This window comes from Alicyclobacillus dauci (assembly GCF_026651605.1).
Taxonomy (GTDB): domain Bacteria; phylum Bacillota; class Bacilli; order Alicyclobacillales; family Alicyclobacillaceae; genus Alicyclobacillus; species Alicyclobacillus dauci.
This window is the reverse complement of record NZ_CP104064.1, coordinates 411,749-426,328: the sequence shown is the minus strand read 5'-3', so window position 1 is coordinate 426,328 and position 14,580 is coordinate 411,749. Positions and strand designations below refer to the sequence as shown.

Here is a 14,580-nt window from a genome sequence, read left to right as displayed (position 1 = left end):
GGCACCTGTGGTCCGTTAAGAGTCGCAGCTTGCCCTGCGGTAGCTTGACAAGGTACCAGCGTTCCCTTGTGCGGGCCCCAGTGCCCCTGTTGGCAGTCCAGGTGGGTCGATAAGGTACCTGCAGTACGTTAATACATTCAACTCGTCGTCCTGTACTCGCTAAGGTACTTCCAGTTCCTTATGTTGGCGTGACACACCGGTCACCGTCCTTACCGTTCCCACAGGCTCAGCAAGGTACCGCCACGCCCTTAACACCTGAAGTTCGCTTTGCGTGGCCTTGATAAAGTACCTAAGGTCACTTATTCCGACCGACACCATCTCCGAACCCCGTCGTTGCTACGCCCTGCGCGAAACAAGATACCTTCTATCCCCTATCAGCCTTTGCTCATCCTGCTGTCGCTCCGTAACGCACCTCCGGTCACTTGTGCTACCACGCTACCGCTACCCACGCTACCCATGCCACCCCGCGCTCGTCGGACGTCAGCTCTCGGCTCCGTCAACTTGCTTCCCATGCGCATTGCCACCGAACTCCATGCCGCGAAACCGTGCATTTCCGATCCAAAACACGGCTGCCAAGCCCATGAGAGCCGGTATCAGATCCCACAGTATCGAATGTGTGACAGAGTAGGAAAGCGCAGCAGACAGTTTGTCGAGAATGAACCCTGGAATCTGAGCCCGGGTTTCCGGTGCAAGCATGGAACGCGGGTCCATGTTTTGCATGCCCTGCATTTTACTGCTTAAGCCCGCAAATTGGCTCTTCAGTTGATTCTGAAACACATCCTTTTGAATGACACCAAAGACAACGATACCTACAGTCATGCCGAGCTCACGCACGAACGAGTTCGTCGAGCTCGCTGCCCCACGTTGTCTTGCGTCAAATTCACTCATAGAAGCCATTCCGATCACTGAAAAGGAAGGACCGATACCAAGTCCGACGACAGTCATGTAAGCCATGACCTCAAACGTTGAACTGGTTGGCGTCAGTGTACTCAACAAATACAACCCACCAGCGAAAACGAGACAGGATGAGAACAGAAGATTCCTATATGACATCTTATTCGCAAGCATGCCGCCAAGCGGTGCTGTGATCGAGGACCCGAGCATCATCGGTAGCAACTCTAGGCCAGCATTGATGGCCGAACCCCCAAGCACCCCCTGAATGTAAATGGGGATGTAGATGACAGCGACAATGTACGCACTCCCTGTGAGAATGCCAACCATGTTACTGCCCGCGAAGACCCGATTCCGGAACATATGAAACGATACAACCGGCTCTTTCGCCTTCGACTCCACCAGAAGGAACAAAGTAAAGAGGACTCCAGCTACGACGAAGCCGCCGATGATCTGGGTGGAGTTCCAGGCGTACTTATTTCCGCCAAACTCCAGTGCGAACATGAGGCAGACGATGGCCGGTACCAGTGTGATGATCCCAAGCCAGTCCACATTCTGCTTCATATGCTGCTTGGATTCGTGATAGAAAAAGAAGACAAAGATAAATGTCAAAATCCCAACGGGAACATTAATGTAGAATACCCATCTCCAACTCAGGTGTTCCGTGATATACGAACCAAGCAGCGGACCGAAAATGCTCGCGATCCCGAAGACTGCACCAAACATCCCCGAGAATCGTCCGGCCTTTTCCCTCGGTACCACGTCGAAAATGATGGTAAATGCGATGGGCATCAGTGCACCGCCGCCGATCCCCTGGACGGCCCGATAGATAGCCAATTGGTCCATATTCTGCGCTGTCCCACATAACATCGATCCGAGCAAAAAGACCACCAAACCAAAGACAAAGAACCTTTTCCGGCCGTACATGTCTGACAGTTTCCCGAAAATCGGCATCCCGGCCATTTCCGTCACAAGATACGCGGCGGTGATCCAGACAATCTTGTCGATCCCGCCCAAATGCGACACAATATTTCCCGTCGCCGTGGCCACAATCGTGTTGTCCATCGCCGACACGAAAATTCCCAGTAAGAGTCCCGCCACCACAAATCCAATACGCGTTGTCTTATCACTCACGCAATAATTCCTCCCCATCATCCCTGGTCAGACCTTCGTCTGCTGACCAACCTTTGCCCCGTCGTCCTGGCGGAAGTCCGTCTTGTACTCCACCAGATCAATGTCGCATCCCGGCCCGATGTCGACCCGATTACCACGGACCACACGAGCTGATGTCTGTTCAAGGCGAATGTCATCGCCCTCAATCGTATCTACCGTCAGCTTACGGAACCCTCCGGACAAGAAGCGAAAATGCGGCTTAACTTGAATAGATTCACCGCCGATTTCCCGAACTCGTGATGGCCCATAGAGGCGAAGTTCCACGCTCTCCGCATTCAACAAACCGTCAATTTCAAACGTACCGCGCGATTTAAACGTCTCCGCGTTACAGTCGCCCTTGATCCGCAGTTCACCCATCACATTGATATCATCGCCGTGCACATGCCCATCAACATCCGCCGATCCCATGATCTTCGACAGTTTCATGCGCAAGTTCCCGCTCATCTTCAATGTACCCATCAACTTTAGCTCGTTACAGGTCACATCACCCGCGACATCCGCTTCACCGCGAATCGTTACTTTATTGAAGTCGCCACCATTGGATCGAGCTGTTCCGTTGATCGTCCAATTCGGCAGCCTATCCATGTTCATACCCATCCTTACGCCTCCATCCGCTGTCCATATCCCGTTCGTATCTCCCTAAACTTGCTTCGCTTCCCCTGCCTTGCCGCCGCCGAGTTTACGAAACTGGGAGCGATATTCGACGCGATCGACTTCTGCCGCCGGCCCTAGCGTGACATGGTTACCTCGAACAATCTTGGCCGTTGTATGTTCCAAGTAGATGTCGTCACCTTCTATAACATCCACCTTCAATCGCCTGTTCCTACTAAGGAAGCCCGAGCCGCGCCCCCGTTCCACTCGAATTTCCCCGCCACCAATTTCCGTGACAGTTGAGTTTCTCTCCAGCCGGATCAAAACCCGTCCCGAATTCAACAGGCCTTCAATGGAAAAGGACCCATCGCATCGAAAAGTCTCGGACTCACACGACCCTCCTATGGTCGCGGCTCCTTCCAGTAAAACGTCTTCCGCGAAGAGCCCACCTGCAATTCGTGTCCTGCCACGAATATTTACATTGGTACCTCGACAGTCCCCTTCAACTCGATTCATCCCGTCGATCACGATCACATCTCCAACAATATCCCGACCAATGGACACCTTACCCCGGACGTCCACTTTCTGTTGTCCATTACAAGTACCACTGACGTGTGTCATGCCTTCGACACGAACGCGATCGGCAGTGACATCCCCCATCACTTTAGCCTTACCGCGAATGACAACTGAGTTGGCCCGCACACTCCCCGCAATCTCGGAAACACCTTGCACGTCGCATCGGTTGCACTGAATATCGCCGTGTACCTTGCCTACTCCCTCAACTCGTACGTCCTCGTATACACCGCCCGAAGCACTTCCCACACCAGACAAATCGAGGTCAAGTCTTCTGTTTGCGTCCACCCGGAACACCCCTTCAGCCTAACTTTACCTTTAACTCCTCAATGCACTGCGGTAAATCAACTTGGAAAACAGTTTTCGTACCGGAGTCAAAATACACCTCACCTGGTATCGAATAGAGAACGCACAGAGATGTACCCAGCTTCCGAACAAACTTGAGCCCACAGTTCCGACCCTCGAACGCCCCATAATGCTCCTCCAGGGTCTCCAGTAGAATCGGACCCTCATTCACACTGATTTCACCCGTCTTGAGCGCGACGTCTAGCACATACAAATGTACCAACTGCTCGAACGAAAGCCGGTTGACACCCGGATTCCTCCCCGAATAGACGTCCAGCGCAACATTCGTAACAATGTTTCGTTCCATCACGTCATCTAGCGATAACGAGATATCTGACGGATTGGGTGAGAATACATCCGCCATCTCATCCAACGACAAGTCATCCTTCATGTTCTTAATTTGCTCGATCCGCTGAAGCATCCGCTCCCGCGGAAAAAACGTCTCTTGCCCTGTAAACGTTGACTTACGGATAAACCAGTCATCAGGGATCAGGTTTTTCCGCTTCCAACGATACAGTTGACCGTAGGATATACCGGTTAAGTCAAGCAGCTCCTTCTTGGACAAAAGCTCCTGGTCCAAACCGCATCACTCCCTTACGTGGAGAATTTAACATAACACTGTTTCGTTACACAAGCATGTTTTATGTAGATGATAGAAAATATGCTGCTGCCCAGGGACCGGGCAGGTGTTGGGCGTGGGAACTGGTGAGTGCTCAGAGTGAGAGTCGGAGGGCCAGGGCCGGGCACGCGTGGACAAGGTACCGTCATTCCGCTGTCGGGCATGTTGCCGCTGCAGGGACACGAACAACGAACCAGGAGGCCGTTGTTGGCACGGTCAGGTCGTCTGAACCGATGGGCGCCGCTACATAGAGGCACTGTGGGCCCCTGTTCAGCAGCGGCTGACGACATGTATCCAAGAGCGAACTAGAAGTCCTCTATTTCATGTACTTTGGTTCCGCCGCAAATTTCTGTTTGATGCGGCCTGACCTAGGCGTATGTGAAAATTTATGGTTGGATGGTGAGTGCCAGGGCTGGGACACGGGTGGCATTAAGGCACCAGCGTTCCTCTGTTGGGCATGGTGCCGCCGCGGAGACGCGAACAACGAACCTGGAGACCGTTGTTGGCTCGGTCGGGCCGTATGATCGGAAGGCAATCGCCACATAAAGGCACTGCGTTCCTCTAGTCAGTAGCGACTGACGACATGTATCCAGTTGCGAACCGGCAGTCCTCTATTCCATCCCCCGTAAGAGGGCTATTATATTCCTGCGACCTATCGAATGGATTTTGTCTCTGCGGACTGGCAGTCTCCTATACTGTACACCTCGAGACGGACACAGGACGGGGTGCGCTAAGGTGCCGTCATTCCCTTGATGGGCACTGTTCCTCCGCTCAGACGCGGACAAGTGACCAGGAATCCTTTGTCGCCTCTGTACAGCCGTATGATCAGTCGAAACGGCCACATAAAGGCACTGCGTTCCCCACGTCAACTTCAATAGACGACATGTGTTCAAGAGCGGACCGACACTCTGCTATTCCATGCACCCGAAGGCTCTGATCGTAATGCGACCTTTCTAATTTTATTTTGTCGCATTGTAAAATCGTTCGGCACACGTAAGTCGGTCGCATCATGAGCTTCCCCCGTACAACAAAACAAAAAAGCCCCCAAGGCAGCATCCTATGCTCCCTCAAGGGCTCTTTCTCTCTCGCCTGGCAACGTCCTACTTTCCCAGGAGGTCTCCCTCCAAGTATCCTTGGCGCTGGAGGTCTTCACGTCCGTGTTCGGTATGGGTACGGGTGTTTCCCCTCCGCTATGGCCACCAGACTGCTTGGGCTCCGGGCTCTCTCTACGCTGGCTTCGCCCTTACGGGCTGCAGAACGCTTCGTTCGATCCCTCCACCAAGGCATCTTGTACCTTAAACGATACTTCTTCCTCGGTTTCGCCCTATGTACCGCAGCTTTCGCTACAGTTTGTGGTCCTTGCTTCTGAACTATGGAACAACCTCTCTGTTCTGGTGAAGCCCTCGACCGATTCGTATCTGTCCGCTCCACGTATCACTACGCTTCCACTCCAGACCGATCTACCTTGTCTTCTTCAAGGGGTCTTACTCCGTTATCCGGATGGGATACGTTATCTTGAGGCTGGCTTCGCGCTTAGATGCTTTCAGCGCTTATCCTTTCCCGACTTGGCTACCCAGCTATGCTTCTGGCGAAACAACTGGTACACCAGCGGTCGGTTCATCCCGGTCCTCTCGTACTAAGGACGAACCCTCTCACGTATCCTGCGCCCGCGGCAGATAGGGACCGAACTGTCTCACGACGTTCTGAACCCAGCTCGCGTACCGCTTTAATGGGCGAACAGCCCAACCCTTGGGACCGACTTCAGCCCCAGGATGCGATGAGCCGACATCGAGGTGCCAAACCTCCCCGTCGATGTGAACTCTTGGGGGAGATCAGCCTGTTATCCCCGGGGTAGCTTTTATCCGTTGAGCGATGGCCCTTCCACTCGGTGCCACCGGGTCACTAAGCCCGACTTTCGTCCCTGCTCGACCTGTCCGTCTCGCAGTCAAGCTCCCTTTTGCCTTTACACGCACCGCGCGATTTCCATCCGCGCTGAGGGAACCTTTGGGCGCCTCCGTTACTCTTTTGGAGGCGACCGCCCCAGTCAAACTGTCCACCTGACACTGTCCCCGAACCAGCTTATGGTCCTAGGTTAGAACACAAGTACCTCAAGGGTGGTATCCCAACGCCGACTCCACTCAGGCTGGCGCCCAAGCTTCCCAGTCTCCCACCTATCCTGTACATGACGTACCCGTATCCCATATCAAGCTACAGTCAAGCTCCACGGGGTCTTTCCGTCTAACCGCGGGTAACCTGCATCTTCACAGGTATTACAATTTCACCGGGTCTCTCGTTGAGACAGCGCCCAAGTCGTTACGCCTTTCGTGCGGGTCAGAACTTACCTGACAAGGAATTTCGCTACCTTAGGACCGTTATAGTTACGGCCGCCGTTTACTGGGGCTTCAATTCGGAGCTTCGGTTTCCCTAACCCCTCCTCTTAACCTTCCAGCACCGGGCAGGCGTCAGCCCCTATACTTCGCCTTTCGGCTTCGCAGAGACCTGTGTTTTTGCTAAACAGTCGCTTGGGCCTTTTCACTGCGGCTTCTCTCGAAGCGCCCCTTCTCCCGAAGTTACGGGGCCATTTTGCCGAGTTCCTTAACGAGAGTTCTCCCGCGCGCCTTCGTGTTCTCCACGCGCCCACCTGTGTCGGTTTCCGGTACGGGCACCACTTCACTCACTAGAGGCTTTTCTCGGCAGTGTGACTTACAGGACTTCGCTACTGTTCTTCGCTCCCCATCACAGCTCACGCTTCACAGAATGCGGATTTTCCTACACTCCACGCTCACTGCTTGGACGGCCTCTTCCATCCGGCCGCTTCCTTCAGCCTCCTGCGTTACCCCTTCGCTCAAACGCTCCGCGGTGGTACAGGAATTTCAACCTGTTGTCCTTCGACTACGCCTTTCGGCCTCGCCTTAGGTCCCGACTTACCCTGGGCGGACGAGCCTTCCCCAGGAAACCTTGGGCTTTCGGCGGACAAGATTCTCACTTGTCTTTTCGCTACTCATACCGGCATTCTCACTTCCATCCGCTCCACCATGCCTTCCAGCACAGCTTCCCCGCAAATGGAACGCTCCCCTACCATGTTTCCATCCATAGCTTCGGTGTCTGGTTTAGCCCCGTTACATTTTCCGCGCAGCGTCACTCGACCAGTGAGCTATTACGCACTCTTTAAATGGTGGCTGCTTCTAAGCCAACATCCTGGTTGTCTGTGCAACGCCACATCGTTCCCCACTGAACCAGTACTTTGGGACCTTAGCTGTTGGTCTGGGCTGTTTCCCTCTTGACCACGGGTCTTATCACTCGTAGTCTGACTGCCAGGTTCTTCGACAAAGTGGCATTCGCAGTTTGACTGAGCTTGGTAACCCTCGCGGGCCCCGCACCCAATCAGTGCTCTACCTCCACTTCTCATTCCCTGACGCTAGCCCTCAAGCTATTTCGGGGAGAACCAGCTATCTCCGGGTTCGATTGGAATTTCTCCCCTACCCCCAGTTCATCCCCTGGCTTTTCAACGCCAGTGGGTTCGGGCCTCCATGCGGTGTTACCCGCACTTCACCCTGACCAGGGGTAGATCACCCGGTTTCGGGTCGATGACGACAAACTGATTCGCCCTGTTCAGACTCGCTTTCGCTTCGGCTTCGGCTCCTTCGCCTTAACCTTGCTTGCCATCATCACTCGCCGGTTCATTCTACAAAAGGCACGCCGTCACATGTCATGCATGCTCCGACTGCTTGTAAGCACACGGTTTCAGGTTCTATTTCACTCCGCTCCCGCGGTCCTTTTCACCTTTCCCTCACGGTACTATCCGCTATCGGTCGCCAAGGAGTATTTAGCCTTAGGAGGTGGTCCTCCCAGATTCCCACGGGATTCCTCGTGTCCCGCAGTACTTGGGGTCTGTATCACTTTCCACAATCCATTTCAGTTACCGGGCTCTCACCGTCTATGGCCGGCCTTCCCATGCCGTTCTCCTATGGATTCTTTCCAGTTGGTTCCCTGCAGGTCCCCACTTACAGCCCCTCGACCCCGTACACGCATCGACTGCAGTCTGTACCACGTATACGGTTTAGGCTTCTCCGCTTTCGCTCGCCACTACTTACGGAATCGCGTTCGCTTTCTTTTCCTCGAGGTACTTAGATGTTTCAGTTCCCTCGGTTGCCTCCGCACAGCTATGTATTCACTGTACGGTACTAGCGCTTCTCACTAGCAGGTTTCCCCATTCGGACATCCACGGATCTATGCTCGCTTACAGCTCCCCGTGGCATTTCGGTGTTCGCCCCGTCCTTCTTCGGCTCTTGGCGCCTAGGCATCCTCCGTGCGCTCTTTCTAACTTCACCGTTTTTGACGTCCCTCAGCTACGCCTCGGTTCATCTATACTTCCCGGTTACGTTAACCTGTTACTCGCATTTCGGTTACCGGTTTATTTCATTCGAGGTTGTTCCATATTCAGTTGCCAAGGTACCTACACCCTCCAACATGCTGCGGATTTCATCGTTGGTCGCCCTCAGACTCGCTCACGTACAAAACAGTACGCTCACTCCTCTTCGTCCTCCCGCCTCGATCTCCTTGCATCTTGTAGCGCGCCTTGAGTTTGCTTCCACCTCATCAAGAGGCTTTGGCTCCCTCAAAACTAAACACATTCCCACGACCTGAAAGGGTGTTTCTCCGTAGAAAGGAGGTGATCCAGCCGCACCTTCCGATACGGCTACCTTGTTACGACTTCACCCCAATCATCAACCCCACCTTCGGCGGCTGGCTCCGATACAGGTTACCTCACCGACTTCGGGTGTTGCCGACTCTCGTGGTGTGACGGGCGGTGTGTACAAGGCCCGGGAACGGATTCACCGCGGCATGCTGATCCGCGATTACTAGCAATTCCGGCTTCATGCAGGCGAGTTGCAGCCTGCAATCCGAACTACGAACGGCTTTTTAGGTTTTGCTCCACCTCGCGGCTTCGCTTCCCGTTGTACCGCCCATTGTAGCACGTGTGTAGCCCAGGACATAAAGGGCATGATGATTTGACGTCATCCCCGCCTTCCTCCGACTTACGCCGGCAGTCACCTGTGAGTCCCCACCATTACGTGCTGGTAACACAGGTCAAGGGTTGCGCTCGTTGCGGGACTTAACCCAACATCTCACGACACGAGCTGACGACAACCATGCACCACCTGTCACCTCTGCCCCGAAGGGAAGGTACATCTCTGCACCTGTCAGAGGGATGTCAAGCCCTGGTAAGGTTCTTCGCGTTGCTTCGAATTAAACCACATGCTCCACTGCTTGTGCGGGCCCCCGTCAATTCCTTTGAGTTTCAGTCTTGCGACCGTACTCCCCAGGCGGAGTGCTTATTGGGTTTCCTTCGGCACTGGGGTGTGTCCCCCCAACACCTAGCACTCATCGTTTACGGCGTGGACTACCAGGGTATCTAATCCTGTTTGCTCCCCACGCTTTCGTGCCTCAGCGTCAGTCACTGTCCAGCAAGGCGCCTTCGCCACTGGTATTCCTCCACATATCTACGCATTTCACCGCTACACGTGGAATTCCCCTTGCCTCTCCAGCACTCAAGTTGCGCAGTTTCCAGAGCAATCCCAAGGTTGAGCCTTGGACTTTCACTCCAGACACACGCAACCGCCTACGCACGCTTTACGCCCAGTGATTCCGGACAACGCTTGCCCCCTACGTATTACCGCGGCTGCTGGCACGTAGTTAGCCGGGGCTTCCTCACTCGGTACCGTCTCACAAGGAGCTTTCCACTCTCCTTGCCTCTCTCCCCGAGCAACAGAGCTTTACAACCCGAAGGCCTTCTTCGCTCACGCGGCGTTGCTCCGTCAGGCTTGCGCCCATTGCGGAAGATTCCCTACTGCTGCCTCCCGTAGGAGTCTGGGCCGTGTCTCAGTCCCAGTGTGGCCGGTCACCCTCTCAGGTCGGCTACGCATCGTCGCCTTGGTGAGCCGTTACCTCACCAACTAGCTAATGCGCCGCGGGCTCCTCTACCAGTGATGCATTTGCATCTTTCAATTCACGAAGATGCCTTCGCGAATGTTATCCAGCATTAGCACCCGTTTCCGAGTGTTATTCCAGTCTGGTAGGCAGATTGCCCACGTGTTACTCACCCGTCCGCCGCTAACCCCGAAGGGTTCGCTCGACTTGCATGTATTAGGCACGCCGCCAGCGTTCGTCCTGAGCCAGGATCAAACTCTCAATAAATGTTACTGGCGTTTCGCCAGATTGTTATCCGTTTGTCGTGACAACCGAAGTTGTCTCGACTGAAACTTTCAGGCGTGGTGTGTTTAGTTTTCAAGGAACCAAATCAATCAGTGCCGTCGAAGCGGCGAGAAATAATATACCATGAATCGATGTCCATTGTCACTGGTAAGTTCTGCATTCGCTCTCGCGTTCCGTGTCTCCGAGTGAACTATCGAAGCTCATCTATCTGAGACAAGCTATCCAACTCAATTCGCAAACCGAACCGCGAACAAATGCGCCAGTGACGCGGTATATTAGGTCGTTCTGAAAGAGAAGCGTCAGAAGCGACGTCCGTTAATATATCACGCGACCCTATCTCAAGTCAAATACAATATGCAAATTTGGTACTGGGATTTCGAGGAAGGCGCAAAAACGCCCGCCGGAATCCGACGGGCTGCGTTATGTTTAGACGTTTATTCGGCGTCATCGTTGCGGGCCTCAGCGCGTTCGCGCATGAGCGGGAACAACAGGACATCACGAATCGATGGCTGACCAGTGAGGAGCATGACCAGTCTATCTATGCCAATTCCCAGACCGCCCGTTGGGGGCATACCGTGTTCGAGTGCTGTCAGGAAGTCTTCGTCTAAGTCCTGTGCTTCGTCGTTACCCGCTTCACGTTCCTTCAGTTGAGCGACGAAGCGTTCGCGTTGGTCGATTGGATCGTTTAACTCGCTGAACGCGTTTCCGTGTTCGCGGGCTACGATGAACAACTCGAAGCGATCCGTGAACCGCGGGTCTTGCGCACTTTTCTTCGCCAGGGGCGAAATTTCGACCGGGTGACCGTAGACAAATGTCGGTTGAATGAGCTTCTCCTCGACGCGTTGCTCGAAGAACTCATTCAGAATGTGACCGTAGGTCATGTGTTGGCCGATTTGGATGCCGTGATCGTGTGCGAGTTTGCGCGCTTTCTCATCGGATGTGACGGCGCGGAAGTCGACGCCAGTGTGTTCTTGAATGAGGTCCGCCATGTGGGCGCGACGCCAGGGTGACTCAAGATCAATATCCCACTCGCCGTATTTCAAATGAAGCGTACCTGAAACCTTCTGTGCGGCGTAGCGGATCATGCCCTCGGTCAAGTCCATGATGTCGTGGAAGTCGGCGTATGCCTGGTACAGCTCCAGCATGGTGAACTCCGGGTTGTGGCGAGTGGAGACGCCCTCGTTGCGATACACGCGTCCAATTTCGTAGACGCGTTCAAGCCCGCCGACGATGAGTCGCTTGAGGTGCAACTCAATGGCAATGCGCAGGTGCAGATCCATGTCCAGCGCGTTGTGGTGCGTCAAGAATGGTCGAGCGTGAGCGCCACTGGCAATGGCGTGCAGAGTGGGTGTTTCCACTTCCAGATAGTCGCGATCGTCGAGGTACTGGCGAATGGCTTGTACAATCTTCGATCGAGCGATAAAGATCTCGCGAACCTCGGGATTGACGATGAGGTCCAGGTAGCGCTGACGGTACCGGGTCTCAACGTCCTTCAACCCATGCCACTTCTCCGGCAGTGGGCGAAGGGACTTGGACAAGATATCAAGCTTTTCAGCCAAAACCGTGATTTCGCCACGATTCGTCCTGAACACCGTTCCCTCGATCCCGATAAAATCTCCAAGGTCCAACAAGCGGAAGTTGGCGTACTCTTCCTCGCCGAGCACATCGACCTTGGCGTAGATTTGGATGTTTCCTGTCCGGTCGTTGAGGACGCCGAATGACGCTTTCCCATGCCCACGACGGACCATTAATCGGCCGGCGATCCGAACCCTTTGACCAAGTGCCTCGAGCTGTTCCTTGTCCTTGCCTTCGCCGAACGTGATCACATCTGCGGCATGGTGTGTGACTTCGTAGCGATGGCCGAAGGGATCGATGCCTTTCGCACGCATCTCATTCATCTTGTCAATCCGATTTTGAATTAAATCCTGCTCCTCCATAGTCACCTCTCCAATGTAAACGGACGAGGGGGTGCCTCGTCCGGTCATCTCACGCTCATTCAGAATGAAAACGTTATCGTTTGATGTCTAGAATTTTGAACTGGATTGTCCCTGCCGGAACGTTGACTTCCACAACGGACCCGACGCTCTTGCCCAGCAGTGCTCGTCCAACCGGAGATTCGTTGGAAATTTTATTTTCTGCCGGATTTGCTTCAGCGGAGCCAACAATGGTGTATTTGACATCCTCGTCGAACTCAACATCCTTTAATAAGACCGTAGAGCCCACGCTGACGACATCGGTATCCACTTCATCTTCATTGATAATACGTGCATTTCGAAGCATTTTCTCAAGGGTCATGATGCGTCCTTCGATAAACGCTTGCTCATTCTTTGCATCCTCATATTCTGAGTTTTCACTGATATCTCCGTAGCTAATGGCCAACTTGATTCGTTCAGCCACTTCGCGTCGCTTCACGCTCTTTAAGTTCTCAAGCTCGTCTTCAAGTTTTTTCAACCCTTCGGGCGTTAATAGAACTTCCTTTTCAGCCATCTATATTTCGCTCCTTTTCAAGACCAGTCGAACCAATACATATGCATGAAGCGTACACGCCATGCGGCATCATACGAGTCCGAGATCCGACGGGCATCACAGCCCGGGAAGTTTAGGCACAAAAACGTCTATGCGCCATTATAGTGACGCCCCCACACATTGTCAACGAAAGAAGCCGCTCAAGTAAGTGAATCACTGGGTGTCATCCGAAGGTCTATCCGCTTCTCCGAATAGTTCTTCCTCGGTCACTTGCAACAATTCCGTGAGGCGACGAATGATCTGTGGCGTCGGGGTGCGGGTCCCGCGTTCAAGAGAACCGACAATGGCAACGCTGACGCCTAGGTGATCCGCCAGTTCGATCTGGGTCATGTGCTTTAATTTTCGATACGCTCGCATTTTTCTACCAAAAACGTCCGACATAGCGCACCTCGTCTTTCTGCCTGAGCTCCTCTGCCATGGTGCTGACGCTTTTTCCGCTGAGTCCTCTCCGATCCGGCGCAAGATCCGCGAGCGGGACTAAAACAAACGCCCGCGACCACATTCGGGCATGCGGAATCTGTAAATCCGAAAAACAGAAGTAAGAATAATTATATAGTAGAACGTCGAGATCGAGTGTACGTGGACCAAAGCGGATATCCCGTTTGCGGTGCGCCTCCTGCTCAATCCCTTGCAGCACGCGGAACACTTCTCGAGGACTATGGCCCGTATCGACTCGCACAACCATATTGAGAAACTTCGGCTGGTCGGTGTAGCCTACCGGATTTGTTTCGTAAACGGCCGAGCAGGTGACCGGCCCAAGCTGCTGCCCGATGGATTGCACGGCTGTGTGCAAGTAGGCAATCCGGTGTCCCATGTTTGATCCGATCCCGATGTACACCTCATTTCTCTTGTCCCCTCGTGGGCACATGAGTTACCGCCTCCAACATTCGGCATAAACGAGCCGTCTCCTTCACATCGTGCACGCGCACAATGTGTACACCGTGTAGAGCGCCATACGCGACGGTGGCCAGAGATCCCTCCAACCGTTCATCGACTGGCACATCAAGGACATTGGCAATCACTCGTTTGCGACTTGTTCCCAAGAGGACAGGGTACCCAAGATGACCGAATTGGTCAATTTCGCGAATACACGCCAAATTTTGCGCTTGAGTTTTGGCGAAACCAACGCCTGGATCGACAATGATTTGCTCTGGCCGAACGCCACCATCAAGAAGGCGATCAACACCAAGCGCTGTTTCCGATACAATGGCCTCGACAGGGAGGCTCGCTAGCGTTGTCCTCCTGTTGTGCATAAAGACGTATTTCGCGTCTGAATCCCTCACAACGGCTATCATTCTGTTGTCGGCACACGCTGAAATGTCATTGATGATCTGCACACCGATGTCGATGCACCGAGCGGCGGTTTCTGCGTGATATGTATCCACCGATATAGGAACAGGGCTATGTGCGACCAGGTGCTGCAGGACGGGGTTCAGTCGCGCCCATTCCACGTCCGGATCGACGGGCACATAGCCAGGTCTCGTACTTTCAGCACCAACGTCAATGATATCAGCACCGTCTGCCACCATTTCTTCCGCCCTGGCGATGGCAGCTGCAACATCAGTGTATCTTCCCCCGTCCGAAAATGAATCGGGCGTCACGTTGAGAATTCCCATCACACTACATTTAGCCATGACCGCTTGCCT

At 53.8% G+C, this 14,580-nt stretch carries 10 protein-coding genes and 3 rRNA genes; 1 reads left to right on the top strand and 12 read right to left on the bottom strand.

All coding sequences use genetic code 11. The features are described 5' to 3' along the window. Positions 1-480: 480 nt before the first annotated feature. From NZD86_RS02125 to NZD86_RS02110, 4 genes are read right to left on the bottom strand one after another with little or no spacing between them, the layout of a single operon-like run. Entirely contained in the window at positions 481-2,025 is a 1,545-nt protein-coding gene (locus NZD86_RS02125; protein WP_326492628.1) for an MDR family MFS transporter, read from the bottom strand. Between the two features lie 27 nt (positions 2,026-2,052). Beyond that, positions 2,053-2,661: a polymer-forming cytoskeletal protein gene (locus NZD86_RS02120; RefSeq protein WP_268044843.1), complete on the bottom strand. Its 609-nt coding sequence runs from the start codon at positions 2,659-2,661 to the stop codon at positions 2,053-2,055. Positions 2,662-2,703: 42 nt separating this feature from the next. Beyond that, positions 2,704-3,516, bottom strand: coding sequence for a polymer-forming cytoskeletal protein (locus tag NZD86_RS02115; protein WP_268044842.1), 813 nt, complete (start codon positions 3,514-3,516; stop codon positions 2,704-2,706). Positions 3,517-3,529: 13 nt separating this feature from the next. Further along, complete coding sequence (locus tag NZD86_RS02110) at positions 3,530-4,153, bottom strand: YhbD family protein (RefSeq protein ID WP_268044841.1); 624 nt, start codon at positions 4,151-4,153, stop codon at positions 3,530-3,532. 56 nt (positions 4,154-4,209) lie between these two features. Here NZD86_RS02110 and NZD86_RS02105 point away from each other — a divergent pair, with 56 nt between their 5' ends. Further along, on the top strand, positions 4,210-4,443 hold the full coding sequence (locus NZD86_RS02105; protein ID WP_268044840.1) for a hypothetical protein: 234 nt from the start codon (positions 4,210-4,212) through the stop codon (positions 4,441-4,443). 836 nt (positions 4,444-5,279) lie between these two features. Here the strand turns inward: NZD86_RS02105 and rrf are convergent. The 8 genes from rrf to folP form a co-directional block, all read right to left on the bottom strand. Further along, positions 5,280-5,396: ribosomal RNA gene (rrf, locus tag NZD86_RS02100) — 5S ribosomal RNA — on the bottom strand. Between the two features lie 187 nt (positions 5,397-5,583). Further along, positions 5,584-8,523 (bottom strand): 23S ribosomal RNA (locus NZD86_RS02095). Positions 8,524-8,857: 334 nt separating this feature from the next. Then, positions 8,858-10,390: ribosomal RNA gene (locus NZD86_RS02090) — 16S ribosomal RNA — on the bottom strand. Together the 16S, 23S and 5S rRNA genes form the textbook arrangement of a ribosomal RNA operon. A gap of 452 nt (positions 10,391-10,842) precedes the next feature. After that, the gene (gene lysS, locus NZD86_RS02085; RefSeq protein ID WP_268044839.1) at positions 10,843-12,345 is read right to left on the bottom strand and encodes a lysine--tRNA ligase; all 1,503 of its coding nucleotides are present in this window, start codon (positions 12,343-12,345) and stop codon (positions 10,843-10,845) included. Between the two features lie 73 nt (positions 12,346-12,418). Further along, on the bottom strand, positions 12,419-12,895 hold the full coding sequence (gene greA, locus NZD86_RS02080; protein ID WP_268044838.1) for a transcription elongation factor GreA: 477 nt from the start codon (positions 12,893-12,895) through the stop codon (positions 12,419-12,421). 192 nt (positions 12,896-13,087) lie between these two features. Further along, positions 13,088-13,315 (bottom strand): helix-turn-helix domain-containing protein, encoded by a 228-nt coding sequence (locus NZD86_RS02075; RefSeq protein ID WP_268044837.1) that lies wholly within the window; start codon positions 13,313-13,315, stop codon positions 13,088-13,090. After that, the gene (gene folK / locus NZD86_RS02070) at positions 13,296-13,802 is read right to left on the bottom strand and encodes a 2-amino-4-hydroxy-6-hydroxymethyldihydropteridine diphosphokinase (RefSeq protein WP_268044836.1); all 507 of its coding nucleotides are present in this window, start codon (positions 13,800-13,802) and stop codon (positions 13,296-13,298) included. The genes NZD86_RS02075 and folK overlap by 20 nt, the downstream gene beginning before the upstream one ends. Continuing rightward, the gene (gene folP / locus NZD86_RS02065; protein ID WP_268044835.1) at positions 13,774-14,568 is read right to left on the bottom strand and encodes a dihydropteroate synthase; all 795 of its coding nucleotides are present in this window, start codon (positions 14,566-14,568) and stop codon (positions 13,774-13,776) included. Before folP ends, folK begins: the two co-directional genes overlap by 29 nt. Positions 14,569-14,580 lie beyond the last annotated feature (12 nt).

Excerpts from the sequence above, each read along its gene's own strand:
- NZD86_RS02120 (WP_268044843.1), bottom strand. The coding sequence starts at position 2,661 with ATGGGTATGAACATGGATAGGCTGCCGAATTGGACGATCAACGGAACA.
- NZD86_RS02105 (WP_268044840.1), top strand. The coding sequence starts at position 4,210 with ATGTTTTATGTAGATGATAGAAAATATGCTGCTGCCCAGGGACCGGGC.
- lysS (WP_268044839.1), bottom strand. The coding sequence starts at position 12,345 with ATGGAGGAGCAGGATTTAATTCAAAATCGGATTGACAAGATGAATGAG.
- greA (WP_268044838.1), bottom strand. The coding sequence starts at position 12,895 with ATGGCTGAAAAGGAAGTTCTATTAACGCCCGAAGGGTTGAAAAAACTT.
- NZD86_RS02075 (WP_268044837.1), bottom strand. The coding sequence starts at position 13,315 with ATGTCGGACGTTTTTGGTAGAAAAATGCGAGCGTATCGAAAATTAAAG.
- folK (WP_268044836.1), bottom strand. The coding sequence starts at position 13,802 with ATGTGCCCACGAGGGGACAAGAGAAATGAGGTGTACATCGGGATCGGA.
- folP (WP_268044835.1), bottom strand. The coding sequence starts at position 14,568 with ATGGCTAAATGTAGTGTGATGGGAATTCTCAACGTGACGCCCGATTCA.